This window comes from Ensifer sp. SL37, from assembly GCF_026672675.1.
GTDB classification, from domain to species: Bacteria; Pseudomonadota; Alphaproteobacteria; order Rhizobiales; family Rhizobiaceae; genus Ensifer; species Ensifer adhaerens.
In genome coordinates this window covers 803,590-825,682 of record NZ_JAPPRN010000001.1, presented here as the reverse complement: position 1 = coordinate 825,682, position 22,093 = coordinate 803,590, and the positions used below count along the sequence as shown (strand labels likewise).

Below are 22,093 nucleotides of genomic sequence, written 5' to 3'. Positions count from 1 at the left end.
AGGCCAAGGACTCAGCCGTCCTTGTAGTAGTAGCTGTAGCCGTTGAGCGCCGGTGCGCCGCCGAGGTGGGCGTAGAGAACGCGAGACCCCTCCGGGAAGAATCCCTTGCGGGTAAGGTCGATCATCCCCTGCATGGATTTGCCCTCATAGACAGGGTCGGTAATCATCGCTTCGGTGCGAGCCGCGAGCCGGATCGCCTCGTTGGTTTCCTCTGATGGTACGCCATAGGCGGGATAGGCGTAATCGGGATTGATCACGATCTCGTCTTCGCGGATCGCCCTGCCGAGGCGAACCAGTTCGGCCGTCGAGTCGACGATCTTTCGAACCTGGGAGCGGGTCTGCTCGAGCGTGCCCGATGCGTCGATGCCGATCACCCGATTGGCGCGGTCCTGTGCGGCAAAGCCGACGATCATGCCGCCCTGGGTGGAGCCGGTGACGACGCAGACGACGATGTAGTCGAAGGTGAAGCCGAGCTCCTTTTCCTGTGCCGCCACCTCTTCGGCAAAGCCGACGTAGCCGAGTGCGCCATACTTGTGCACCGAGGCGCCGGCCGGGATCGGGTAGGGCTTGCCGCCGGCATCCTTAACCGACTGGATCGCATCTTCCCAGCTCTTCCGAATACCGATGTCGAAACCGTCGTCGACGAGTCGACTGTCCGCCCCCATCAGCCGTGTCATCAGGATGTTGCCGACGCGGTCATAGACCGCATCATAGTGCGGCACCCATTTTTCCTGGATGACGACGCATTTCATGCCGATCTTTGCAGCAGTGGCGGCGACCATGCGGGTGTGGTTCGACTGCACGCCGCCGATCGAGACCAGCGTATCGGCGCCCGAAGCGATTGCGTCGGGCACGATATACTCAAGCTTCCGGAGCTTGTTGCCGCCCGTGGCGAGGCCGGAATTGCAGTCGTCGCGTTTGGCGTAAATCGCGACCTTTCCGCCGAGCGCCGCCGTCAGTCGCGGGAGATGCTCGATCGGCGTCGGGCCGAAGGTGAGGGGGTAGCGTTCGAACTTCTCAAGCAGTGACATGATCCAGGCCTCCGTGTGAAAATTGTAGGAGAAGGATAGGCGAAGTCTCGTGAAAGGTGCTCTCTAAATTGCTGTCAAAATTTCGCTGGATAGAATACAGTTCCGATCAAGTTTTGATTTTCTTCAATAAACGGGATAGATAATGAAAGATTCTTCCGATGATGATTTTGACCGGATCGATCTCAAGATCCTGCGTGCCCTGCAATCCGAAGGACGGCTGACCAACGCCGACCTTGCCGAGCGGGTAAACGTCAGTCCGGCGACCTGTCATCGGCGAACACAGAGGTTGTTCGAAGAGGGTCATATCACCGGTGTGAGGGCGGAGGTCGCGCCGGCAGCGGTCGGTCTCGGAGCGTTGGTGATGGTCGGCGTTGTGCTCGATCGTTCGACGCCCGAGAGCTTTGCGGCCTTCGAGGGCGCGGTGCTGGAGATGAAGGAAGTGCTCGACTGCAATCTCGTTGCTGGCGACTTCGACTATCTTTTGAAAATCCGGGTCCGAGACATGGCGGACTTCAACAAACTGCACGGTCAGAAGCTGATTGCGCTACCGGGGGTACGCCAGACGCGCACCTTCTTTGTGATGAAGGAAGTCAAGGAGAACGCCCGGCTGCCGTTCTGACGGTCGTCGAACGATTGGCCTTTCGCATCGAAGGGCACGCGAGACCCGGTACGTCTTCAGCGTGCCGGATGCGGCCCGATAGGTGCAACCCGGTCAGACCTGGACGAAGTGATCGTCTGCGACCTGCTGAAAGCGCCGCGTTTCCGGAACGTAGTTGGGCGCGCGCAAGGGGCTCTTCAGCTCGTCGCTCGCGACATTGCGGCGCGCATGGCGACGGGTCGGATCGGCGATTGGGACGGCGGCCATCAGCTTCTTCGTATAGGGATGCTGCGGATTCTCGAAAACCTGCGCACGCGAGCCGATTTCGACGATCTCGCCGAGATGCATCACGGCGACCCGGTGGCTGACGCGCTCGACGACGGCCATGTCGTGCGAGATGAAAAGATAGGCAAGGCCGAGGCTCGCCTGCAGGTCGAGCAAGAGGTTGATGACCTGTGCCTTGATCGAGACGTCGAGTGCCGAGACAGACTCGTCGGCGACGATCAGCTTCGGGTCGAGCGCCAAGGCGCGTGCGATGCAGACGCGCTGGCGCTGGCCGCCGGAGAACTCGTGCGGGTAGCGGGCGGCCATGTCGGCCTGCAGGCCGACGCGTTCGAGCAGGTCGGCGACCTTCTCACGCGCCTGCCGTGCCGTGCCGAGCTTGTGTTCGAGATAGGGTTCGGCGATCGCAGCGCCCACCGTCATGCGCGGATTGAGGCTCGCGAAAGGATCCTGAAAGATCATCTGCATGGTGCGGCGCATTTCGCGCAGCTGCCTGCGATCCATTTTGAGGACGTTCTGGCCGTCGAGCGTCACGGAGCCGCTTTCCGGCTCGATCAGCCGCATGATGGCCCGGCCGGTCGTCGACTTGCCGCAGCCGGATTCGCCGACGAGCGACAGCGTCTCGCCCGGCTGCAGACTGAAGGAGACGTTCTCGATGGCGTGGACGCGGCCTTTGAGCTTGCCGAGCAAGCCGGCGTGGATGTCGAAGCGCTTGACGAGGTTCTTGACCTCGAGGATCGGCTTGCGGCCGGCCTGGACCGTATCGGTGGCTTCCGCCGTCGCCGAAGGCAGCCCGGTCGCGGCGTCGATGACGGGAAAACGCATCGGCTGGCTTTCGCCCTTCATCGAGCCGAGCATCGGCACGGCCGAGAGCAGTGCGCGGGTATAGGGGTGTTTCGACCGAAGGAAGATGTCCTCGGTGTTGCCGGTCTCGACCGCGTCACCGCGGAACATCACCACCGTGCGGTCGGCGATTTCGGCGACCACGCCCATGTCGTGGGTAATGAAGAGCACCGAGGTGCCTTCCTCCTCCTGCAACACCTTGATCAGGTCGAGGATCTGGCCCTGGATGGTGACGTCGAGCGCCGTCGTCGGCTCGTCGGCGATCAGGAGCTTCGGCCGGCTCGCGAGCGCCATGGCGATCATCACGCGCTGGCGCATGCCGCCGGAGAAGCGGTGCGGGTATTCGTCGAAGCGCGAGGCGGCGGAGGGAATGCGGACCTTTTCGAGCAATCGGATGGTTTCCGCCCGGGCGTCGGCCTTCGACATTGGCCTGTGGCAGAGAAGGGCCTCGGAGATCTGGTCACCGATGGTGAACAGCGGATTGAGGCTGGTCATCGGCTCCTGGAAGATCATCGCGACATCGTTGCCGCGCACGCGGCGCATCTCAGATTCCGGCAAGTCGAGGATGTTGCGCCCGCCCATCATCACCCGCCCTTCGACGCGGCTCGTCTCCTTCTGCAGGAGCCGCATGATCGAGAGCGAAGTGACGCTCTTGCCCGAGCCGGATTCGCCGACGATCGCCACGGTTTCGCCGGGCGCGACGGTAAACGATATGTCCCGGACGACAGGCTTCCAGGCGCCGTCGACCAGGAAAGAGGTCGTCAGGTTCTCGACGGAGAGAACGGGCGCCGTCGAACGGTCCGGCTGGGCTTTGGTCTCGGTCATCTCGTTTCCTCCGTCAGATGCTGCGCGCATCTTAGTTGGTCGTCGGGTCAGTCGGGCCAGCGCAGCAGGCCGGCGAAGCGGCGTGCGTTGCGTTCGGCGAGCGACGTGGCGATGATCTCGTTCGAGGCTCTCGCCTTGTCGAGCTCCTCGGCGAGGCGGCTGGCGACGATCTTCTCCTGGCCCGGATGCAGGTTACAGGGGTCGAGGTAGAAGTAATTGTGCTCGGCCTCGTGGTCTCGCACGATGATCGGCGGCGCGCCGCGGGCCAGCGCATCGGCGAGATCCCAGGCGGTGATATGGGCTTCCTGCGGGTCGATGTTGACGCGCAGCCGGTCGAGCGGGTTGTTGGTCGGGTCGGCCTCGATCACCGGCTTGATGCCGGGACGGTACCGTCGAGCGTCTCGCGCCAGAGGTTCAGGTAACCGGTTTCGCGCTCGCGGATGCCGGCATGGTCGCGGGTTTCCCAGGCTTGAAGTGCCGCCATCACGCCGAGCATGCTTTCCTTGCCCACCTTCATGCCGCGGCCGATGCCGAGGTTCTGCAGGAAGGTGTTGCGCACCATTTCCTTTTTGCCGGCGACGATGCCGGAGGTCGGGCCGCCCAGAAACTTGTGGCCGGAATAGAGCACGATGTCGGCGCCCTCATCGAGGAAGATGCGCAGGTCGTATTCGGAAGCGGCGTCGACGATGACCGGCACACCCTTCGAATGGCAGACCTCGGCAAATTCCCTGAGGCCGACGAGACCGTATTGCACCACGTGATGCGAGACGACGTAGACGGCGCAAGCGGTGCGCTCGTTGATCGCGCCTTCGATATGGTAGCGATAGGCCGACGTCGCCTGGCCGACGATCACCGGCTTGGCGCCGGCAAGGCGGATCGCCTGGTCGACGGGCGCGCCGTAGCTGACCACATGGCCCATCTGCAGAATGACTTCATTCTTGAGGCCGGTCGTATCCGGCAGGCGCTCGATGGCGGCAAGGTCGCTTCCGGTCATGGTGCCGGCAATGGCGAGGCTGATGCCGGCGGAGCAGGACGCCGTGATGAAGCCGGCCTCGGCACCCGTCAGCCGAGCAATCACCGGGCTCACCTTGCGCTGCAGGTCGTTGATCTCGACGAACTGCGGCAGTATGCCTGTCATGGCCGCGATCGCTTCCGGGACCACGATCGATGCGCCGAGGCTGGTCATCGTGCCGGAGACGTTGATAACGGGACGAAGTCCGAGAGCTTCGCGAATGTCACGGTCAGGCATAGTGGTCTCCATATGATTTTCTGGCGGTCGAAGCGGGTAGACTATTCCGTCTTCGCGGAATATCTACCATAGTAATGAAGTATGAGTGAGGCTTTGCGCTATCTGACGCGGCCGCCATCGGCGGCGCGGCGGCAGCGGAAGCCGAGATTTTACCGGCAGCACGCCCTTCGAGCGGTGCAGGAGTGAAGCAGTGGACAAGACGATGACCGGCGTCGAGCCGACCGACGATATGGAAACGACCGGCAAGCCGCGCCGCTCGCGCGTGAGCGGCATGGATCGCGCCTTGCAGGTGCTCGATTTCCTTTATGAGACGGGTTCCCCGAGTGGCGTCTACGCGATTGCCAAGGCTGTCGGCGCGCCGCTGTCGACCGCTTATGTCATCGTCGACGACATGGTCGAAAAGAACCTGCTTAGCCGCGATGCCGATGGGCTCGTCTGGCTCGGCGACCGGCTCTATCACTATGGCCTTGCCTATGCCCGCTCGCTCGATTTCCTCGGCGTCGCCACCCGCGAGATGCACGACCTCGGCCGTGAAGTTGCCGAGACGATCCAGCTTTGCGGCCGCGACGGCGACTACATGCAGGTGCTCGCCATGGCCGATGGTCCCGGCCATTTCCAGGTGACCTCGCGCGTCGGTACCCGCGTGCCGCTCAACTGGACGGCGTCGGGCCGTCTTCTGGTGGGGCATCTGCCCGCCGACGAACGGCTGGAGCTGTTCCGCCGCTGCGCACGAACCTCGCCGACCGGCCGCGCCGATATCGATCCGGCCGCGCTCTCCGCCCAGGCTGAAAGCGCGCTTTCCGCAAGGCTGTCGATCCAGGCGGGCGAATCCGACTATGCCGTCGCCTGCGTCGCAGCCCCGATCCTCGACGATAAGGGCAATTGCGCTGCCACGATCTCGATCGTCCTGCCCGAGCAGAAAATCCTCGACGACCGGGCGTTCTACGCCGATCACGTCAGGGTTTCCGCCGAGCGGATCGAAAAAATGATGGGCTGGCGCAGCCACTGATCCGACCTCCCGTCGTCACTCGTGCAGAGCGACGATCGCCTCGATCTCGACGGTGATGTTGCCGGGTAACGACCCGAAACCCACCGCCGAGCGCGCATGGCTGCCGGCCGCTCCAAAAACGTCCATCATCAGGTCCGAGCAGCCGTTGATGACGCGCGGATGTTCGGCAAAATCCGGAACGGCATTGACCATGCCCAGGATCTTGACGATGCGCTTGACCTTTCCGAGGTCTCCGAGCGCATCATGCATGACCGCAAGCAGGTTGATGCCGGTTAACCGTGCGTGGTCATAGGCGCTGTCGATGTCGACATCGCCGCCGACCTTGCCGGCGTAGAGATGACCGTCGGGCTCGCGTGGGCCCTGGCCGGAGAGATACAGGATGTTGCCTTCGCGCACATGCGTCACGAAATTGGCGATCGGCGGTGGCGCCGGCGGCAGGTTGATGCCGAGGGCCTGAAGGCGTTCGTAAGGTGAGACATCGACGGGGCTGTCGTTTTTCGGGTCCATACTGTTCACGCGTTGTCCTGTCATTTCTGTATTCTGTCGCCCTGGCTTAGCGGTAGCTGAAGCCGTGGCTGTGGTCCGGGCACTCGATATGCTGCGGCTGGTAACGATTGGCGGCAACCACGTGGGTGCCCATGACCGCGTAGCGCGGCTCGAAGAGGCGGTTGAGGTGCGCTTCGGCGCCGAGTGAATCGAAGACCCGAAGCTCGCTATCGACGAGGTCGAAGAGGGTGAATTCGGCGCGGGCGCCGACGGTAAGCAGATTGTCCATCGGCAGGCGGATGACCGAGGCGGGCGCTTGGGTCACGGCCTCGACCACCTTTTCGAAAGGCATGCCGACGCTCAAGAGCTTCGACATGGTGGTGCCCAGGTCCCAGACGGACTGGTTCATGCTGCGCAGGTGCACGTCGGTGGAGATCGAGAAGGGGAGCAGACCGCGGGCGATCGCCACTTCCGCCACGCGGAAGGAGAACGAGGCGCCGCCGTGGCCGATGTCGAGGCGGATGCCTTCGCCGGCGCAGCGTTCGGCAAGCTCAAACAGGTCCTCGTCCTCGATGATGCTGGAACCGGCCTTGCCGTTGAAGCAATGGGTGACGATGTCGCCGGGCCCGAGGATTTCCAGAACCTCGTCATAGAGCGCCGGCGGCTCGCCGACATGCACCATGACAGGGATCTTCAGGATTTTGGCGATCTTCTTGCCGAGCTTCACCGGCGTCACGCCCCAGGAACCGGTGATGACGTGGCTGGCGCGCACCTTCAGGCCGACGATGTGCTCGCGGTTTTCCTGGTAGCAGGCGATGATACGGTCGATGTCGATCGAGCGGATGTCGGAGAGTTCGCTGACGCGGTTGCAGGCGACAAGCCCGATCGAGCCGAGATTGAGGAACGCCTTGATGCGCTCGCGCGACGGCTCGATGATGTATTCGCGAAAGCCGTGGAAATTGGCTTCACCGGCCGAACCCGCGTCGACGATCGTGGTGACGCCGCGCTCCATGCCGCAAAGCTGCGGGCGCACAGAAATGTCGGTGCCGCCGTGCCAGACGTGGGCGTGCAGGTCGATCCAGCCGGGCGAGATCCAGGCGCCCTTGCCCTCTATGCGACGCACGTCGCCTGATGCCTCCAGGTTCGGGCCGAGGGCTGCGATGCGGCCTTCGTCGTCGACGAGGATGTCGGTGGTTTCAGCCGGCGCGGCCATGCCGAAGGCGACGGGCTTCACCTGCCGGATCAGCACCGGACCGGCGTTCGATGTTGCGGTCGTCATGACTTACAGGTCCTTTCTGAGGCGGGGATCGAGCATATCGCGCAGGCCGTCACCGACCATCTGCAGCGACAAGACCGAAAGCACGATGGCGATGCCGGGGAAGAGCGTTACCCAGTCGGCCTGGCCGATATATTGACGCCCCGAGGCGATCATCGTGCCCCAGGTCGGGATTTCCGGGCTGACGCCGACGCCGAGGAAGGAAAGCCCGGCTTCGGCAAGCATCGCATGGGCGAAGAGGAAGGTGCCCTGCACGAGGACGGGCGAAAGCAGATTGCGCAGCACGTGACGCGTCATGATGTGTGGCGTCGAGATCCCGAGCGCGCGGGCCGCCTCGACATAAGGAAGCTCGCGGATGACCAGTGTCGAGGCGCGCACCACGCGGGCGAGCCGCGGCGCATAGACGATGCTGAGCGCGATGATGACGGTCGTCAGCGAGGGGCCCAAGGCCGCGACCAGCGCGATCGCAAGCAGGATGTCCGGGAAGGCCATCATCGCGTCGATGACGCGGGCGATCGGCGTGTCGAGCTTCGGAAAGAAGCCGGCGAGCAGACCGAGCACGACGCCGATCACGGTTGCAAGCGTGACGACCGCCGCACCGACAAGCAGCGACAATCGGCCGGCATAGATGGTGCGGGAGAAGACATCGCGGCCGAACTCGTCGGTGCCGAAGAACCATTGCAGGCTCGGCGGCTGCAGCCGGTTGACGATCGACAGCTTGCCGGGCGCATAGGGTGCGATCAGCGGCGCGAAGACGGCAAGCAGCACGAAGACGGTGAGCACGATCAGGCCGAAGGCAACGGTTTTGCGCTTCAACAGCCGGCGGACGAACTTGCGGCCTTCGCTCTCGGTGGGGGCAGATACGGTGATAGACATCAGTAGCGCACCCTTGGATCAACGAGGAGATAGAGCATGTCGATCACGAAATTGATCAGCACGTAGAGCGCGGCAATGACGAGCAGCGCGCCCTGGATGACGGGATAGTCGCGGCGAAGCACGGCGGAGACGACGAGATTGCCGACGCCGGGCAGGCCAAAGACGGTTTCCGTGACAACCGCACCCGAGATCAGCACGGCGGCGGTGAGGCCAATGATCGTCAGGATCGGGATCAGCGCGTTTTTCAGTGCGTGCTTCATCACCACCTTGCGTTCGCCGAGGCCTTTGGCGCGGGCGGTGCGGATGAAATCGTCGCCGAGCACGTCGAGCATCGATGCACGGGTAAAGCGCAGGATCAGCGCCGAGGAGACGACGCCGAGCGCGATCGCCGGCAAGGTCAGGTGATACATGCGCTCGGTGAAGGAGGATCCGGGGCCGCCATAGCCGGAGACCGGGAACCAGCCGAAACGCACGGCAAAGACCTGGATCAGGATCAGGCCAAGCCAGAAACTCGGTATGCTGGCGGCGAGCATGGCAAGCGTTGTTGCCGCCTGGTCGACGAAGGAGCCGCGCCTGTAGGCGGCATAGATGCCGATCGGCAGCGCGATGGCGCAGGCGATGACGATTGAGAACAGGGTCAGGAAGAAGGTCGGCTCGGCACGCTCCGCCAGTGCTGACGTGACCGGCTGGTTGAGGAAGATCGACTGGCCGAGATCGCCCTGCAGCAGTTGTCCGATATAGTAAACATATTGCAGGCCGAGCGACTGGTCGAGGCCAAGCCGGCTGCGCAGCGCCGTAATGTCTTCCTGGGTTGCTTCCGGACCGAGCATGACGGCGGCGGGATCGCCGGGCGTCACGCGGACGATGACGAAGACGATCGTGACGACAATCGCCATGACGACGATCATGCCCATCAGCCGTTGGAAGATGTAGCGTAACATGGTGGCCTCGAACCTTTCCTGTGCGCTCCGCCGCAAGGGTGGAGTGACGCGCCCCTTCGAGCGGGCGCCAGGCGCATGGCCCGGCTGCCCGCCGAAGTCCCTTGGGAGGGGGAGCTTACTTCTTGATCGAAGCGTTCCAGAAGTACGGCCACGGGGCCGGCGAGACGCCGTCGAGCGACTTCGACTTCGCCGAAAGCGCGTTGAAGTCGCCGATCTTGATGAATGGCACTTCCTCGAAGATCACCTTCTGCACGTCTGCCCACAGCGCCACGCGCTTGGCCGAGTCGGATTCGGCGTTGAAGGCATCGACCGCCTTGGCGCGCGCCGGCGTATCCCAGTTGCCGGGCGCCTTGGTCGACATCATGCCGATGAGGGCCGGTTCCGGCAGGAAGGGGCTGTGGGTGATGTAGATGTCCCAGAGCGTCGGGTCGGCACGGCGCTGGGTCAGCGTCGCCCAGTCGACCACCTGCAGATCGACGGTAAAGCCGGCGAGCTTCAGATACTCGGCCGCGACCTGCGCCATCTTGTAATGGAACTCATACTGGCGGCTCGTCAGGATGCGCAGCGGCTCACCCTTGTAGCCGGCGGCCTTCAGGAGTTCGCCAGCCTTTTCCGCATCGGCGATGTTGTAGGCGCCTTCGGTGCCGGCATCGGTCCGCCAGGTAAACTGCGACGGGTAGAGAGCGGCGTCGAGCGCATAGAAGTCTGTGGTGCCGAAGGCTGCCGCCATCATGTCTTCCATGCTGAGCGAAGCGCGGATCGCCTTGCGCAGGTCGAGGTTCTTGGTCATGCCGTTGCCGGAGTTCAAGACGAAGACAGGCCAGCCGAAGGGCTGCAGCATGACGGGTTCGGAAGCGCTCGAACCCTTGACGCGTTCGAAGGATTCGACCGGCAGAGAATCGACATAGTCATACTGGCCGGAAACGGCCGCTTCGACGCGGGTGTTCGGGTCCGGAACCGGCACGAAGCGGATTTCGTCGGCATATTGGTGGCGGACGCCGCCATAGCCGTTGGCTTCGCCTTCCGGCGATTTGTAGGCATCGTAGCGGGTGAGCTGGATGTACTGGTCCGCCTTGCGTTCCTTCAGCTGGTAGGGGCCGGTGCCGACGAAATCAGTCATCGGCTCGGCCTGCTTTTCGGAAGGAAGCACGATCGCCGCGGAGTTGTTGAAGGCGAGCAGCGAAACGAGCGGCGCGTAAGGGGTGGTGAGCGAGATCTTCACCGTCAGCGGGTCGATCGCTTCGATGCCGGAAATCGTCGTTGCCGTCTGCTTGCCGCGCGAGGCGACCTTGGTCCAGCGCTCGAGCGAGGCGACGACGTCCTTCGAGTCGAGATCGGTGCCGTCGTGGAACTTGACGCCCGAGCGCAGCTTGATCGTGTAGGTCTTGCCGTCGGCGCTGATCTCCGGAAGTGCTGCCGCCAGAAGCGGGGTCGGCTTCCAGTCCTTGTCGAAGGTGTAGAGCGTCTCGAAGATGTGTTGCGAGACTATGCCGACCAGGTCGGCCGTCGATGCCATCGGGTCGAGGGTCGGCGGCTCACCGACCGTCGCGACGTTGATCACGCCGCCCTTTTCCTGCGCAAAGGCGAGAGTTGCCGATGCCACCAATGCGGTTCCAATAAGCAATGCGAGTTTAGTCGATTTCATATTTGCTCCTCCTCATATTCCATAGTTATGCTATGTCGTTCTTTATTTTGGAATATAAAAAGGCACGAAGCCGGAAATGTCAACCGGCTGTCGTCGTCTTGTCACAACCGCCGGCAGCGGCGGGCCGGAACCCTTGTCCTGGAGGGTGCATAAGTGGGCGGGAGCTATCGCGAAGGCGCGGGATTTGTTAGCCCGGAGTCCGGATTGAAAAGGGAGAAGAGAATGAAGGTCATCGGCCTGATCGGCGGCATGAGCTGGGAGAGCTCGGCGGAGTATTACCGCATCATCAACGAGACGGTTCGCGCGCGCCTCGGCGGCGTGCACTCGGCGAAATCGCTGATGTGGTCGATGGACTTCGGCGAGATCGAGCGCCTGCAGCATCACGGCGACTGGCCGGCCCTGACGGGAGAGATGATCGCCGCAGCGCGACGTCTCGAGGCAGGCGGCGCCGATTTCCTGATGATCTGCACCAACACCATGCACAAGATGGCGGCGGACGTTTCGGCAGCCGTCTCCATTCCGCTGCTGCATATCGCCGACCCGACGGCGGAGAAGATCAAGGCGGCGGGCCTTCGCAAAGTCGGCCTGCTCGGAACGGCCTTCACCATGGAACAGGACTTCTACAAAGGTCGCTTGGCGGAAAAATTCGGTCTCGATGTGCTGGTGCCGGAGGCGGAAGACCGGGCGAAGGTGCACGAGATCATCTACCGCGAACTCGTTGCCGGTATCGTCAAAGACAGCTCGCGCGACGCCTATCGCGCCATCATCGCGCGGCTTGTCGATGCGGGCGCGGAAGCGATCATCATGGGCTGCACCGAGATCATGCTTTTGATTTCACAGGCTGATAGCCCGGTCCCGGTGTTCGATACGACCGAGATCCACGCGCTTGCTGCGGTCGACCTCGCGCTCGGGGACGCCTGACCACGGCCGACTGGCCGTCGGCCGTGGTTGCAAGGGCTAGTGCAAGGTGAATTCCCGGGGTTCGCCCGGAAACAGGCTGAGAAGTGCTATGCCCTGCTGCAAAAGCAGTTCGGCGGCTGGCAAGTCGCCGACCACCAGGTCGTCCGCACAGCCGATGATGATGTTGGCGAGGCTGATCGAGTTCTCGGCGAACCGGTCGTCGCCGATCTCGTAGGCCTTCTCGGCCGTTGCCTCGAGCGCTTCCGCTACCAGCGCCATCATGTTCGAGCGTTCATCCAGCGTCATGGCATCCAGTGTCTTGGCGTCGGGAGTTTTGGCAGTTGTCTGCATGATTACCTTCCCTATTGTTCAAGCCGAAATGGCCGCGCCGGCCGAAGCCGGGGGAAAAGTCTACGACTGGGGTGAGTCCAGGAGGGGAGCCGGCGTCGAACGCGGCTTCTCCAATAAGATCGTGCGTTGCGGCGCGATATGCAAGGAATGGCTACTATGCGGCCAGCGCATGGGTCCGCGGAGGGCGGCCGCCGGGGTAGCACGTCAAGGGAGCCCGTTGACCGCCGGATGCGTTAGGCCGTGATATGGGGTGGCCTTGCCGGCCATGCCAGGCTTTCGTCGATCGCCAGGCGATCGGCGGCGCATTCCTGGGCAAGAAAGTCGATGAAGGTGCGAACGGAGGGCAGTAGCCCGCGCCGCGAAGGAAAGACGGCGTGCACGACGCCGGACGCCGGGCGCCATTGCGGCAGCACGGGCACCAGCGTGCCGGCTGCCAGGTCCTTCCAGATCATCATCGTCGGCAGTTGCACGATGCCGGCGCCGTCGAGCGCCGCTTCGCGTAGCGCCGCCATATCGTCGGTCAGGAAACGTGGCTCGTGGCGGATGACGGCCCGTTCTCCATCGGCGCTTTCCAGCCGCCATTCATAGGTGTGCGTGGCCGAAGTCCAGGCAAGACTCGGCAATCCCGTCAGTTGCGCGGGCTCGGCGATCGGCGCCTTCAGAAATCCGGGCCTGGCGACGAGATATTGCGAACTGTCGTCGAGCTTGCGCATCACCAGCTCGCTTTTTTCGAGCGGCGGGAACCGGACACGGATCGAAACGTCGAAACCTTCGGCGATCACATCCACGCGCCGGTTGGTGCTTTCCAGCTGCAGGCCGATCCGCGGATGGGCGGTCATGAACCGGGCAAAGAGCCGGCCGAACTGGAACGAGATCAATGCGGTCGGGCAGCTCACCCGGATGATGCCCTGCGGCTCTCCCTGATGCCGCGCGATGAAGGCATCGGCCGCTTCCGCCTCGATTAACACCGCGACGCAGCGCTGGTAATATTCGCGGCCGACATCGGTAACGAAGAACCGGCGCGGCGAACGCTGGATCAGCCGAACCCCGATCCGGTCTTCCAGCATCGCAATGCGCCGGCTCAGCCGGGATTTCTGCGTACCGGTTGCCCGTGCCGCAGCCGCAAAGCCGCCATGATCCACGACTTGGACAAAATAATAGAGGTCGTTCAGGTCCTGCATCGTTCTATTCATAGGACGCTGCGTCGAAATTCACAATCTTTTGGCGGCAACGGTCCTGCAGTAGCTTACGTTCAATCACAGCAGATCGGCAACGAAGGCCGCTGGCGGTGATGAAAACAAAACGAAGGAAAGGACTTCCGATGACCAAGCCCTACGTACGCCTCAACAAGGATGATGTTGCCGTCCTGCTCGTCGACCATCAGACCGGCCTGTTGTCGCTGGTGCGCGACTTCGACCCGGACAAGTTCAAGAACAATGTCCTGGCGCTCGGTGATCTCGCCAAGTACTTCAAGCTGCCGACGGTTCTCACAACCAGCTTCGAGGATGGCCCGAACGGCCCGCTGGTTCCGGAGCTGAAGGAACAGTTTCCCGATGCGCCCTTCATTCCCCGTCCGGGCCAGATCAACGCCTGGGACAATGAGGACTTCGTCAAGGCGGTGAAGGCCACCGGCAAGAAGCAGCTGCTGATCGCCGGCGTCGTGACCGAGGTCTGCGTGGCGTTTCCGGCGCTTTCGGCGATCGAGGAAGGCTTCGAGGTCTTCGTGGTGACGGATGCTTCCGGCACCTTCAACGAGGTGACCCGCGATTCCGCCTGGTCGCGCATGACCGCCGCCGGCGTTCAGCTGATGACCTGGTTCGGCGTTGCCTGTGAGCTGCATCGCGACTGGCGCAACGACATCGAGGGTCTCGGCACGCTATTTTCGAACCACATCCCGGACTACCGCAACCTCATCACCAGCTACAACACCATGGCGGCGCGCAAGTAAGACACGCCAGACGATGAACGACGAAAGCCCCGGCCTGGGATGGCCGGGGCTTTTCGTGTTGTCTGTTGCCGTGGCCTTTATGCGCGGCTGGCGGCCTGCTGGGCGTCGTCTTGCACGTCCAGACGGGCCGCGGGCTTGAGCCGGCCGGTCAAGAGCAGGCTGACGGCGAGGAAGGGCACGAGCACGCCAAGACCGAAGCGCATGTCGCTGTATTCGGCGATCAGGCCGATCAGCGGCGGCCCGAGCAGGAAGCCGAGCAGCGCGATGAAGGACAGAATGGCGACACTCGCGGCCGCCGGCCGGTCCTTCTGGTCGGCAGCGGCGGTGACGGCGAAGGGAAAGCCGACGGATACGCCGAAGCCCATGGCAGAAAAGCCGAGAAGCGCTGCCCAGGCGGCGGGGCTTACCACCACGAGAATGAGCCCGCTAATGCTGGCGATACCGCAGGCACGTGCCACCGCAACCGGGCCGTAGCTCGCCTTCAGCCGGTCGCCGGCAAAGCGCCCGGCAGCCACCATGAAGGCGAAGATCGAGTAGCCGAAACCGGCGCTGGCGCTGGAAAGCCCGAAGATGTCGCGCAGGAAGACCGCCGACCAGTCGGCGACGGCGCCTTCGGTCATGGTGATGCCAAAGACGAAGAAGCAGACGCCAAGCAATGCCCAGCCCGGCAGCTTGCGTCTGGAGGGCGCCGCTTCGGCAGCCGCGGCCTCGCCGGTCTTCAGGAGCGGCAGCTTCCGGGCGAAGTAGACGCTGATCGGCAACATGCCTGCCGCCGTCAGCGGCACCGCCCATTCCGGTGCCACGTGCAGCGCCGCGAAGCCGACGCCAACCAGGCTGCCGGTCATGATGCCGAGGCTCCAGAAGCCGTGGCAGGTGCTCATGATCAGCTGCCCGGAGTGCTTCTCGATCGCGTCGGCCTCGACATTGAGGCCGAGTTCGAGCGTCGTCAACGCTGCGCCGACGATGGCGAGCGCCACGAAGAGCACCTCGATGTTCGGGGCCCATGTCGGTAGCCAGACGAGCGCCAGAAAGACGACGAAGCCGTAGAGGATGGTCGCACGGCCGCCGATCCAGGCGACAAAACGGCCGGCAAACGGCAGGGTCAGCAGAATGCCGACGGGCATGCCGAGCAGCGCGATCGCCAGTTCCGCCGGGCCGAGGCCGAGCCTTTGCTGCACGTCGGGAATACGCGGCAGCCAGGCGCCGAAGGCGATCGGTTGCAGGAAGAAGATCAGCATGATGAGCCGTTGGTTGGTCATGCGCATTGTTCCCCGGATAGCGTGTCGCGCGATGCACCCTCGGCAGCGGGCGGGAGCCGTCGAGCCGATGCGGTATGTGAAGGAATTCTGATATTCTGAAAATTGTTTTCAGAGCTTGTCGCGCGGGGCGGGTCCCGTCAAGGCGAGAAGAGGCCGTCAAGTCGGAAAGCGCGGCCTTTCCGAGCGAATGGCTGTTGGTGTTGCGAATGTGTCGCCACCAATCCTGGCATTGGTCTGGTTCCGGTGAAAAAAATGTACATACCGGAAGCGGCGGGCTCCGACCCGCCGTGCCGTTGCGCGTGCTTTTGTCCTATCGCAGCAATTTCAGCGATCCCGTCAGCGATCTGACCCACTTCAGGTCGCCGGCAAGACCGATGCCGTCGATCGTCTCCTGCGCGAGATCCCGTTCCGGAAATTGCGTCTCGTAGTCGGCATAGCTGTGCAGCGAACGCGCGAAGGCTGGAAACGGCACGACGACACGATGGTCTTCTTTCGGCAGTGCCTTCAGGAGCAGTGCACGGATCGTCGCGCCATCGGCCTGGAGGATCGGCACGGGCCGGTTGGAGCTGATGTCGATGGTGTTCTGCCTGCTGTCCGTCAGCCGCTGGTTACCGAGACCGGGCATCGCCGAGCCGATGCCGATGCAGATCGCGGCGATCGTGTTGGCGAGATGACCGGGTGTCAGTTCGGGATTGACGATGATGGCGAGGCGGGTGTCCTGGAGCACGTGGTCTGTTTCCTCTCTGTTTCTCAAAGGCTGGGTCGGCCGGGAGAATAGACCGTGTGGCGAGGCAGTATCTTTCTGATGTTGCGAGAAATTGCCAAGATGGGGTAGATTCATCCCGATAGAGCAGAAAATGAGATAGAAGATGCCCGCCACCCTGACACCCGCCGATGTAAAGATCCTGACCGCGCTGCAAAGTGACGGGCGCCTGAGCAACCAGGCGCTTTCGGAGGAGGTTGGCATGTCGACCTCGCCCTGCTGGCGGCGGGTACGGCAACTGGAGGACGACGGTGTCATCCAGGGCTACATGGCGGTACTCAATCGCCGGGAAATCGGCCTTGGGGTGCTCGCCTTCATCCGGGTAAAGATCGACAGCCATACGGAGGCGGAGGCGGACGCCTTCGCCGAGGAGGTGATGAAACTCGACAGCGTCGTTGCCTGCTACAGCATTGCCGGCGATGCGGATTTTCTCCTCCAGGTCGTCTCTGCCGATCTCGATTCCTATTCGGATTTTGCCATGAAGGTCGTGCGGCGCCTGCCGTGCATCAAGGAGATGCAGACGACCTTCGTGCTGAAGGAGATCAAGGCCTATGGCGGGCTGCCCCTGCGCGCCTCGGCCGGCCAGCGCTGACCCAAACGACGGTCAGGAGGCGGAGGCCATCAGCGGGTCTTCCCGGACCACCTGGACAAGGAAATCGAGAACGGTGCGCACGCGTAGCGGCACGTTTCTGCGCGAGGGATAGACGACGCTGATCGGCAGGCGCGCCGGCGGGAATGCCGGCATCACGTTGACCAAGCGGCCAGCCTCGATGTCCGGGCAGGCCAGGATATGGGAGAGGATCGCAAGGCCGTTGCCGGCGAGCACCGCGCGATGCACGGCCACGGCACTGTTGGCGACGAGCCGGGGCGCGATGCGCACGAAAACGTCGCCGGACCCGTCGGAGAACGTCCACTGGCGGCCGTCGCCGGCGCGGCTGTAGCAGATGCATTCATGCTTCCCGACGTCGTCGGGAATCTTTGGCGCGGGGCGCCGGTTCAGATAGTCGGGTGCCGCCACCAGAAACGCGGTCGTCCAGCCGATCCGCCGGCAGATCAGGCCTGCCTCCGACACCGGACCCAAGCGAACCTCCAGATCGATGCCCTCTCCAATCAGTTCCGATGGTTCCTCGCGAAACAACATCTCTACGGAAAGCCCCGGATGACGGGCGAGCAGGGCGGCCAGGCGATCGCTCAGATAGAGGCCGAGCGGCGCGGGCACGGTGAGCCGCACGCGGCCCGCCACGAGGCCGGCCTCGCCGCAGGAAGCCTCGTTCAGAGCATCGACCGCCTCGACAACTTTGAGCGCCATCGGGATCATGTGTTCCCCCTCGGCGGTCAGCGCCAGCGCATTCGTCGTCCGGTGCAGAAGACGCATGCTCAGGTGCTCCTCGAGTGCCGAGACCTGGCGTGATACCGCCGGCTGGGTCAGGCCGAGATCGTTGGCAGCCGCGGAAAACGAGCCGGTCTCCGCCACCCGCAGGAAGGCTCTGAGCGCAGAAACGATGTCCATCCGGCTTCCCCCAAACGTTTCGACATAAGCCTTATGCGCCGAGTTTACCCCCGGCGCGCTTTACTGTCCATCGATTAAGGATATCTTGTATCCATAAGGATAATAGATGTCCTTAATTAGGAGCAAAGCCATGACCCAGCGCCTCAACTACGCCCAGCAGTCACCCGAGTTCTTCAAGAAAATCTCCGACTTCAGCCTCAGCCTGAAGGACAGCGTCATCGAGCAGACAATCCGCGATCTCGTTAATCTGCGGGCTTCGCAGATCAACGGCTGCGCGTTCTGCGTCGACATGCATGTGAAGGAGGCGAAGATCCACGGCGAGAGCGAATTGCGCCTCTACCACGTGGCAATCTGGCGGGAATCGAACCTGTTTGCGCCGCGCGAACGCGCAGCACTTGCCTGGACCGAGGTGCTGACGAAATTGCCCGAGGGCGGCGTTCCGGACGAACTCTATGAGCGCGTGCGCGGCCAGCTTTCGGAAAAGGAGATCTCCGATCTGACCTTTTCCATCATGGCCATCAACGCCTGGAACCGCGTCAGCGTCGCGTTCAAGTCCGTGCCCGGTTCGGCCGACAAGCTCTATGGGCTCGACAAGGCCGGGCTCAACTGAGCCCGCAGCAACCGTCATGCACGGCGGCGCGATGGGCGCCGCCGATGGAGGATCCCATGAAAATCGTCATCATCGGCGGAACCGGCCTCATCGGTTCGAAGACGGTCGAACGCCTGCGCAAGCGCGGACACGAGGTGATTGCCGCCTCCCCGAACACCGGCGTCAATACGATCACGGAAGAGGGGCTCGCCGAAGCGCTCAGCGGCTGCGACGTCGTCGTCGACCTCGCCAACTCCCCCTCGTTCGAGGACAGGGCGGTGCTCGAATTCTTCGAGACGTCGGGCCGCAATCTGCTTGCCGCCGAAAAGGCTGCCGGCGTCAAACACCATATCGCGCTTTCCGTGGTCGGAACCGAGCGGCTGCAGGAAAGCGGCTACTTCCGCGGCAAGCTTGCGCAGGAAAAGCTGATCGAGGCCGGTGGCATCCCCTACACGATCGTGCACTCGACCCAGTTCATGGAGTTCCTGAGCGGGATCGCGCAATCGGGAACCGTCGGCGACCTCGTGCGCCTGTCGCCGGCCTATGTGCAGCCGATCGCGTCAGACGATGTTGCCGATGCCATGACCGACGTGGCGCTTGCCGATCCCGTCAACGGCACGATCGAGATTGCGGGTCCGGAGCGCTCGCGCCTCAGCGATCTCGTCGCCCGCTATCTCAGGGCGATGGGCGACAATCGCAAGGTCGAGCCGGACCGGGAGGCGCGCTATTTCGGCGGTCTGCTCGAGGATGGCTCGCTTGTTTCCGACAACAATCCCCGCCTCGGCCGCATCACCTTCGAAGAGTGGTTCGCAACGGCACCCCGCAAGTAACCGAACCGGAGGCGCGCGCGTCGCGCATCTCCCTCATCTGAAAGGATTTTCGACATGATCAAGTCTCTCCTCACCACCCTCGCCGTTACCGCAACCCTGTTCGGGACCGCCGTCGCCGGTGACGCTGCCAAGGTGACGCTCGTCTATGAGCATGAATTGCCGAACGTTCCGGGCAAGAGCATTAAGGGCGTTCTGGTGGAATACGGGCCTGGCGGCTCGTCCGATGCGCACACCCATGCGAGCACGGCCTTCATCTATGCGACGGTGCTCGAAGGCTCGATCCTCAGCCAGGTCAATGATGGTCCAGTCAAGGAATACAAGGCCGGCGAGAGCTTCTCCGAGATGCCGGGCGACCGTCACGGCGTCAGCGCCAACGGCAGCAAGACCGCGCCCGCCAAGCTGCTGGCGGTCTTCGTCGTCGACACCGCCGAAAAGGAACTGACCTTTCCGATGACGAAGTGACGCCAGCCAAGGGCCGACTGCCGATCGCGCAGCCGGCCCTTCTTTCGGCCCAACCGTTGGGGCCAGCCAAGTTTGCCGAGCATCTGCCGGCGCAGGCCTATCTTTACGCTTCGCCTGCTGAAACCGCGGCCAGCGCCGCTCATCCGGCGCGTTCTAGAACCCACGCAAAGCTTCGCTTCGAGAGATCGGCGGGAATTTCCTTCGAGAGGATTTCCATCAGGTCGGAAAGGCGCACGCTTCGCAGCTTGTCGCGCCAGGCTTCGTCCGCCTCCCACATGATGCGCGCCACCGCACAGGGGGTCTCGTCGCAGTAACCGGGCGCCCGGCAGGGATTGTTAGCCCGGATATTGGTGCAGACGAAGGTGCGCGACCGGCCTTCGACCGCCTCGACGATATCGAGGAAAGTCAGTTCCGCCGGCGCTTTCGCCAGCCGGTAGCCTCCCGAAGGACCGAGGGTCGTGTGGACGAGGCCCGCCTGTGACAGGCTCTGCAGCGCCTTCGACAGATACTCCTTCGGAAGTCCGTGGAATTCGGCCAGCGCCTTGGTCGATAGGTAGCGGCCCTCGGGCAGGCCGGCGAGAATGGCGCAACAATGCAACGCCCATTCGACTTGGCTCTTAAGGATCATACGCTCTAACGATCTTTTTCGTCCGGCAGATGCCGCCCGCATCTATTAAGGACAAAAAATATCCCTATTTTTTCCCTGTGTAAACAGCGCCGTCATGTGCAACAGGAGGGATCATGGTCGTTGTCGTCGGATTTCTGCTTGTTTCAGCATCCTGCTGCCGCTTGCCTTCATCTGGCGACTATGGCGGCTGAATGAACCGACGCGGCTTGGCTGGCTGCTGGCGCTTGCAGAGACCGTCGTGCTGCTCACCCTGATCGGGCTTCTCAACCGCTGGGACATCGCCGGCTTCTGGACCCGGGCGGCGCTGGCCGCGCTCGCGGTCGCGGCGTCTTTGGTTTCGTTGCCCCGACATTGGCGCCGGCCCTGGCTGTCGCTGGATCGCGGAGCATTGGCGCGCAGCCTGATGCCGACTGTAGCCTCTCTTTTCGTCTTCGGTGCAGCACTCGCCTATGTCGCCTGGGGCATCGGCGCGCGGCACGATCCGCGCGGGCTATCGTTTCCGCTGGCCGGTGGTCGCTTCGTCGTCGCTCAGGGCGGCGGCATCGGCGTGCTCAATCATCACAGCGATCACCCGGCGCAACGGCATGCCCTCGATATCACGGCGATCGGCGACGCCGGCTTCCGGGCGTTCGGACTGCTACCTAGGGATCCCGCCGACTACGCCATCTTCGGCAAGACCGTCGTCAGCCCGTGCGAGGGAGAGATCGTCGCGGCAGTGGATGGGCTGCCCGACCTGCCCCCGCCCGAGGCGGATTGGGGCAACCCGGCTGGAAACCACGTGATCGTTGCCTGCGACGGCATGCGGGTGGAACTGGCGCATCTGCGCAAGGGGAGCGTGACCGCCTTAATCGGGGCACGGGTTCTCGCCGGCGATCCGATCGGCGCCGTCGGCAACTCCGGCAACAGCACGGAGCCGCATCTGCACATTCATGCCGTCGATGCCGGATCCGGAAAGGCTGTTCAACTGTCCTTCGACGGGCGTGTTCCTTCACGCAACGCGCAATTCGCCAGGTGAGAACCGATGCGTGGTTGAGCGGGCGGTGCTTTACACGTTCGATCTGAACGGCCAAAGATAGGCCGCTCACGGGAGGAGCTCGTTCATGGACATCAGCACCATGGCTGCCTTTGCGGCCGTCACCTTCATCGCGGTGGTCACGCCCGGCCCGGACGTGATCCTGGCGATGGCCAATGGCTCTCGTTTCGGCATGAAAAAGGCGGTCGCCGGGATGATCGGCGTGCTCCTTTCCGACTTCTTCCTGATCGCCGCCGTGGCAGCGGGCCTCGGCGCCATCCTTGCCGCGTCGGAGTTCTGGTTCTCGGTCGTCAAATATGCGGGTGCCGGCTATCTCGCCTGGCTCGGCTACAAGATGCTTCGGCCCGGTAGAGCCGAGAAAGCGGAAACGCAAGGCGCCGAAAACGGCGATCTCGTTCGCACGGAATCCGCGCTTGCGATCTGCCGCCACAGCATGATCGTGGCCATCACCAACCCCAAGGCCTACCTGTTCTTCTCCGCACTGCTGCCGCAGTTCATCAACCCGGCCGCGCCGCAACTGCCGCAGTTCCTGGCGCTTACCGCCGTGTTCACCGTCGTCGAGTTTGCCGTCATGTTCGGTTACGCCCTTGTCGGCTTCAAGACGACGCAATTTGCCGCCTCGTCGATGCGGCGCTGGATGGAACGAGGCTGCGGCGGCGCCTTGCTTGTCTCGGCTGCCTCGCTCGCGCTGGTAAAGCGCGTCAACGGATAGGCGGCGGGTCGCGATAACGGGGGTGCCCGGCCGATCGTTCGTTTTCG

The 22,093-nt window shown here is 63.3% G+C and carries 23 protein-coding genes and 1 pseudogene; 10 read left to right on the top strand and 14 right to left on the bottom strand.

Translation table 11 applies throughout. From position 1 onward, the window contains the following. Nucleotides 1-11: 11 nt before the first annotated feature. Nucleotides 12-1,031, bottom strand: coding sequence for a 1-aminocyclopropane-1-carboxylate deaminase (locus tag OVA00_RS03725; protein ID WP_034787590.1), 1,020 nt, complete (start codon nucleotides 1,029-1,031; stop codon nucleotides 12-14). A 142-nt stretch (nucleotides 1,032-1,173) separates the two neighbouring features. Between OVA00_RS03725 and OVA00_RS03720 the strand changes: the two genes are divergently transcribed. Continuing rightward, complete coding sequence (locus tag OVA00_RS03720) at nucleotides 1,174-1,650, top strand: Lrp/AsnC family transcriptional regulator (protein WP_034787587.1); 477 nt, start codon at nucleotides 1,174-1,176, stop codon at nucleotides 1,648-1,650. A gap of 93 nt (nucleotides 1,651-1,743) precedes the next feature. On the opposite strand, the gene OVA00_RS03715 is transcribed toward OVA00_RS03720, so the two are convergent. Both OVA00_RS03715 and OVA00_RS03710 read right to left on the bottom strand, forming a co-directional pair. Next, the gene (locus OVA00_RS03715) at nucleotides 1,744-3,579 is read right to left on the bottom strand and encodes an ABC transporter ATP-binding protein (RefSeq protein ID WP_268088034.1); all 1,836 of its coding nucleotides are present in this window, start codon (nucleotides 3,577-3,579) and stop codon (nucleotides 1,744-1,746) included. Nucleotides 3,580-3,626: 47 nt separating this feature from the next. Continuing rightward, nucleotides 3,627-4,828: pseudogene (locus tag OVA00_RS03710) on the bottom strand (aminotransferase class V-fold PLP-dependent enzyme). 202 nt (nucleotides 4,829-5,030) lie between these two features. Here OVA00_RS03710 and OVA00_RS03705 point away from each other — a divergent pair. Next, a complete protein-coding gene (locus tag OVA00_RS03705; RefSeq protein ID WP_034787939.1) occupies nucleotides 5,031-5,837 on the top strand; it encodes an IclR family transcriptional regulator in 807 nt (268 codons plus the stop codon). Between the two features lie 15 nt (nucleotides 5,838-5,852). Here OVA00_RS03705 and OVA00_RS03700 read toward each other — a convergent pair whose 3' ends face one another. The 5 genes from OVA00_RS03700 to OVA00_RS03680 form a co-directional block, all read right to left on the bottom strand. After that, nucleotides 5,853-6,368 (bottom strand): RidA family protein, encoded by a 516-nt coding sequence (locus OVA00_RS03700; RefSeq protein WP_371589961.1) that lies wholly within the window; start codon nucleotides 6,366-6,368, stop codon nucleotides 5,853-5,855. A 22-nt stretch (nucleotides 6,369-6,390) separates the two neighbouring features. Then, on the bottom strand, nucleotides 6,391-7,602 hold the full coding sequence (locus tag OVA00_RS03695; protein WP_034787575.1) for an amidohydrolase/deacetylase family metallohydrolase: 1,212 nt from the start codon (nucleotides 7,600-7,602) through the stop codon (nucleotides 6,391-6,393). A gap of 3 nt (nucleotides 7,603-7,605) precedes the next feature. Beyond that, entirely contained in the window at nucleotides 7,606-8,475 is an 870-nt protein-coding gene (locus tag OVA00_RS03690) for an ABC transporter permease (RefSeq protein WP_034787571.1), read from the bottom strand. Continuing rightward, a complete protein-coding gene (locus OVA00_RS03685; RefSeq protein ID WP_034787569.1) occupies nucleotides 8,475-9,416 on the bottom strand; it encodes an ABC transporter permease in 942 nt (313 codons plus the stop codon). Before OVA00_RS03685 ends, OVA00_RS03690 begins: the two co-directional genes overlap by 1 nt. A 115-nt stretch (nucleotides 9,417-9,531) precedes the next feature. Continuing rightward, nucleotides 9,532-11,061 (bottom strand): ABC transporter substrate-binding protein, encoded by a 1,530-nt coding sequence (locus OVA00_RS03680; RefSeq protein ID WP_034787567.1) that lies wholly within the window; start codon nucleotides 11,059-11,061, stop codon nucleotides 9,532-9,534. Between the two features lie 222 nt (nucleotides 11,062-11,283). On the opposite strand from OVA00_RS03680, the gene OVA00_RS03675 reads away from it, so the two are divergent. Beyond that, nucleotides 11,284-11,982 carry an aspartate/glutamate racemase family protein gene (locus tag OVA00_RS03675; protein ID WP_034787565.1) on the top strand — a complete coding sequence of 233 codons (699 nt, stop codon included), beginning with the start codon at nucleotides 11,284-11,286 and terminating at the stop codon, nucleotides 11,980-11,982. A gap of 36 nt (nucleotides 11,983-12,018) precedes the next feature. Here OVA00_RS03675 and OVA00_RS03670 read toward each other — a convergent pair whose 3' ends face one another. Further along, complete coding sequence (locus OVA00_RS03670; protein WP_034787562.1) at nucleotides 12,019-12,312, bottom strand: hypothetical protein; 294 nt, start codon at nucleotides 12,310-12,312, stop codon at nucleotides 12,019-12,021. Between the two features lie 233 nt (nucleotides 12,313-12,545). Continuing rightward, complete coding sequence (locus OVA00_RS03665; protein ID WP_268088032.1) at nucleotides 12,546-13,493, bottom strand: LysR substrate-binding domain-containing protein; 948 nt, start codon at nucleotides 13,491-13,493, stop codon at nucleotides 12,546-12,548. 140 nt (nucleotides 13,494-13,633) lie between these two features. On the opposite strand from OVA00_RS03665, the gene ycaC reads away from it, so the two are divergent. After that, nucleotides 13,634-14,260 carry an isochorismate family cysteine hydrolase YcaC gene (gene ycaC, locus OVA00_RS03660; RefSeq protein WP_034787558.1) on the top strand — a complete coding sequence of 209 codons (627 nt, stop codon included), beginning with the start codon at nucleotides 13,634-13,636 and terminating at the stop codon, nucleotides 14,258-14,260. Nucleotides 14,261-14,337: 77 nt separating this feature from the next. Here ycaC and OVA00_RS03655 read toward each other — a convergent pair whose 3' ends face one another. Both OVA00_RS03655 and OVA00_RS03650 read right to left on the bottom strand, forming a co-directional pair. Then, on the bottom strand, nucleotides 14,338-15,519 hold the full coding sequence (locus tag OVA00_RS03655) for an MFS transporter (RefSeq protein ID WP_060585557.1): 1,182 nt from the start codon (nucleotides 15,517-15,519) through the stop codon (nucleotides 14,338-14,340). A 310-nt stretch (nucleotides 15,520-15,829) separates the two neighbouring features. Continuing rightward, a complete protein-coding gene (locus OVA00_RS03650) occupies nucleotides 15,830-16,246 on the bottom strand; it encodes a DUF2000 domain-containing protein (RefSeq protein ID WP_250806830.1) in 417 nt (138 codons plus the stop codon). Nucleotides 16,247-16,388: 142 nt separating this feature from the next. Here OVA00_RS03650 and OVA00_RS03645 point away from each other — a divergent pair, with 142 nt between their 5' ends. Further along, nucleotides 16,389-16,874 (top strand): Lrp/AsnC family transcriptional regulator, encoded by a 486-nt coding sequence (locus OVA00_RS03645; RefSeq protein WP_034787553.1) that lies wholly within the window; start codon nucleotides 16,389-16,391, stop codon nucleotides 16,872-16,874. A 12-nt stretch (nucleotides 16,875-16,886) separates the two neighbouring features. Here OVA00_RS03645 and OVA00_RS03640 read toward each other — a convergent pair whose 3' ends face one another. Beyond that, the gene (locus OVA00_RS03640; RefSeq protein ID WP_060604473.1) at nucleotides 16,887-17,792 is read right to left on the bottom strand and encodes a LysR family transcriptional regulator; all 906 of its coding nucleotides are present in this window, start codon (nucleotides 17,790-17,792) and stop codon (nucleotides 16,887-16,889) included. 130 nt (nucleotides 17,793-17,922) lie between these two features. On the opposite strand from OVA00_RS03640, the gene OVA00_RS03635 reads away from it, so the two are divergent. From OVA00_RS03635 to OVA00_RS03625, 3 genes are read left to right on the top strand one after another with little or no spacing between them, the layout of a single operon-like run. Next, nucleotides 17,923-18,402 (top strand): carboxymuconolactone decarboxylase family protein, encoded by a 480-nt coding sequence (locus OVA00_RS03635; protein ID WP_034787548.1) that lies wholly within the window; start codon nucleotides 17,923-17,925, stop codon nucleotides 18,400-18,402. A 56-nt stretch (nucleotides 18,403-18,458) separates the two neighbouring features. Further along, nucleotides 18,459-19,211, top strand: a complete 753-nt coding sequence (locus OVA00_RS03630) for an SDR family oxidoreductase (protein ID WP_268088030.1) — start codon at nucleotides 18,459-18,461, stop codon at nucleotides 19,209-19,211. Between the two features lie 54 nt (nucleotides 19,212-19,265). After that, nucleotides 19,266-19,673, top strand: coding sequence for a cupin domain-containing protein (locus tag OVA00_RS03625; protein WP_060517704.1), 408 nt, complete (start codon nucleotides 19,266-19,268; stop codon nucleotides 19,671-19,673). Nucleotides 19,674-19,812: 139 nt separating this feature from the next. On the opposite strand, the gene OVA00_RS03620 is transcribed toward OVA00_RS03625, so the two are convergent. Continuing rightward, on the bottom strand, nucleotides 19,813-20,301 hold the full coding sequence (locus OVA00_RS03620) for an RrF2 family transcriptional regulator (protein ID WP_034787539.1): 489 nt from the start codon (nucleotides 20,299-20,301) through the stop codon (nucleotides 19,813-19,815). A gap of 238 nt (nucleotides 20,302-20,539) precedes the next feature. Between OVA00_RS03620 and OVA00_RS03615 the strand changes: the two genes are divergently transcribed. Then, the gene (locus OVA00_RS03615; protein WP_268088028.1) at nucleotides 20,540-21,316 is read left to right on the top strand and encodes a M23 family metallopeptidase; all 777 of its coding nucleotides are present in this window, start codon (nucleotides 20,540-20,542) and stop codon (nucleotides 21,314-21,316) included. 85 nt (nucleotides 21,317-21,401) lie between these two features. Next, nucleotides 21,402-22,046 carry a LysE family translocator gene (locus OVA00_RS03610; RefSeq protein ID WP_060517700.1) on the top strand — a complete coding sequence of 215 codons (645 nt, stop codon included), beginning with the start codon at nucleotides 21,402-21,404 and terminating at the stop codon, nucleotides 22,044-22,046. The last annotated feature ends 47 nt before the right edge of the window (nucleotides 22,047-22,093 follow it).

Coding starts and splice junctions, on each gene's coding strand:
- OVA00_RS03725 (WP_034787590.1), bottom strand. CDS start 1,031: ATGTCACTGCTTGAGAAGTTCGAACGCTACCCCCTCACCTTCGGCCCG.
- OVA00_RS03720 (WP_034787587.1), top strand. CDS start 1,174: ATGAAAGATTCTTCCGATGATGATTTTGACCGGATCGATCTCAAGATC.
- OVA00_RS03715 (WP_268088034.1), bottom strand. CDS start 3,579: ATGACCGAGACCAAAGCCCAGCCGGACCGTTCGACGGCGCCCGTTCTC.
- OVA00_RS03705 (WP_034787939.1), top strand. CDS start 5,031: ATGACCGGCGTCGAGCCGACCGACGATATGGAAACGACCGGCAAGCCG.
- OVA00_RS03700 (WP_371589961.1), bottom strand. CDS start 6,368: ATGACAGGACAACGCGTGAACAGTATGGACCCGAAAAACGACAGCCCC.
- OVA00_RS03695 (WP_034787575.1), bottom strand. CDS start 7,602: ATGACGACCGCAACATCGAACGCCGGTCCGGTGCTGATCCGGCAGGTG.
- OVA00_RS03690 (WP_034787571.1), bottom strand. CDS start 8,475: ATGTCTATCACCGTATCTGCCCCCACCGAGAGCGAAGGCCGCAAGTTC.
- OVA00_RS03685 (WP_034787569.1), bottom strand. CDS start 9,416: ATGTTACGCTACATCTTCCAACGGCTGATGGGCATGATCGTCGTCATG.
- OVA00_RS03680 (WP_034787567.1), bottom strand. CDS start 11,061: ATGAAATCGACTAAACTCGCATTGCTTATTGGAACCGCATTGGTGGCA.
- OVA00_RS03675 (WP_034787565.1), top strand. CDS start 11,284: ATGAAGGTCATCGGCCTGATCGGCGGCATGAGCTGGGAGAGCTCGGCG.
- OVA00_RS03670 (WP_034787562.1), bottom strand. CDS start 12,312: ATGCAGACAACTGCCAAAACTCCCGACGCCAAGACACTGGATGCCATG.
- OVA00_RS03665 (WP_268088032.1), bottom strand. CDS start 13,493: ATGCAGGACCTGAACGACCTCTATTATTTTGTCCAAGTCGTGGATCAT.
- ycaC (WP_034787558.1), top strand. CDS start 13,634: ATGACCAAGCCCTACGTACGCCTCAACAAGGATGATGTTGCCGTCCTG.
- OVA00_RS03655 (WP_060585557.1), bottom strand. CDS start 15,519: ATGACCAACCAACGGCTCATCATGCTGATCTTCTTCCTGCAACCGATC.
- OVA00_RS03645 (WP_034787553.1), top strand. CDS start 16,389: ATGCCCGCCACCCTGACACCCGCCGATGTAAAGATCCTGACCGCGCTG.
- OVA00_RS03640 (WP_060604473.1), bottom strand. CDS start 17,792: ATGGACATCGTTTCTGCGCTCAGAGCCTTCCTGCGGGTGGCGGAGACC.
- OVA00_RS03635 (WP_034787548.1), top strand. CDS start 17,923: ATGACCCAGCGCCTCAACTACGCCCAGCAGTCACCCGAGTTCTTCAAG.
- OVA00_RS03630 (WP_268088030.1), top strand. CDS start 18,459: ATGAAAATCGTCATCATCGGCGGAACCGGCCTCATCGGTTCGAAGACG.
- OVA00_RS03625 (WP_060517704.1), top strand. CDS start 19,266: ATGATCAAGTCTCTCCTCACCACCCTCGCCGTTACCGCAACCCTGTTC.
- OVA00_RS03620 (WP_034787539.1), bottom strand. CDS start 20,301: ATGATCCTTAAGAGCCAAGTCGAATGGGCGTTGCATTGTTGCGCCATT.
- OVA00_RS03610 (WP_060517700.1), top strand. CDS start 21,402: ATGGACATCAGCACCATGGCTGCCTTTGCGGCCGTCACCTTCATCGCG.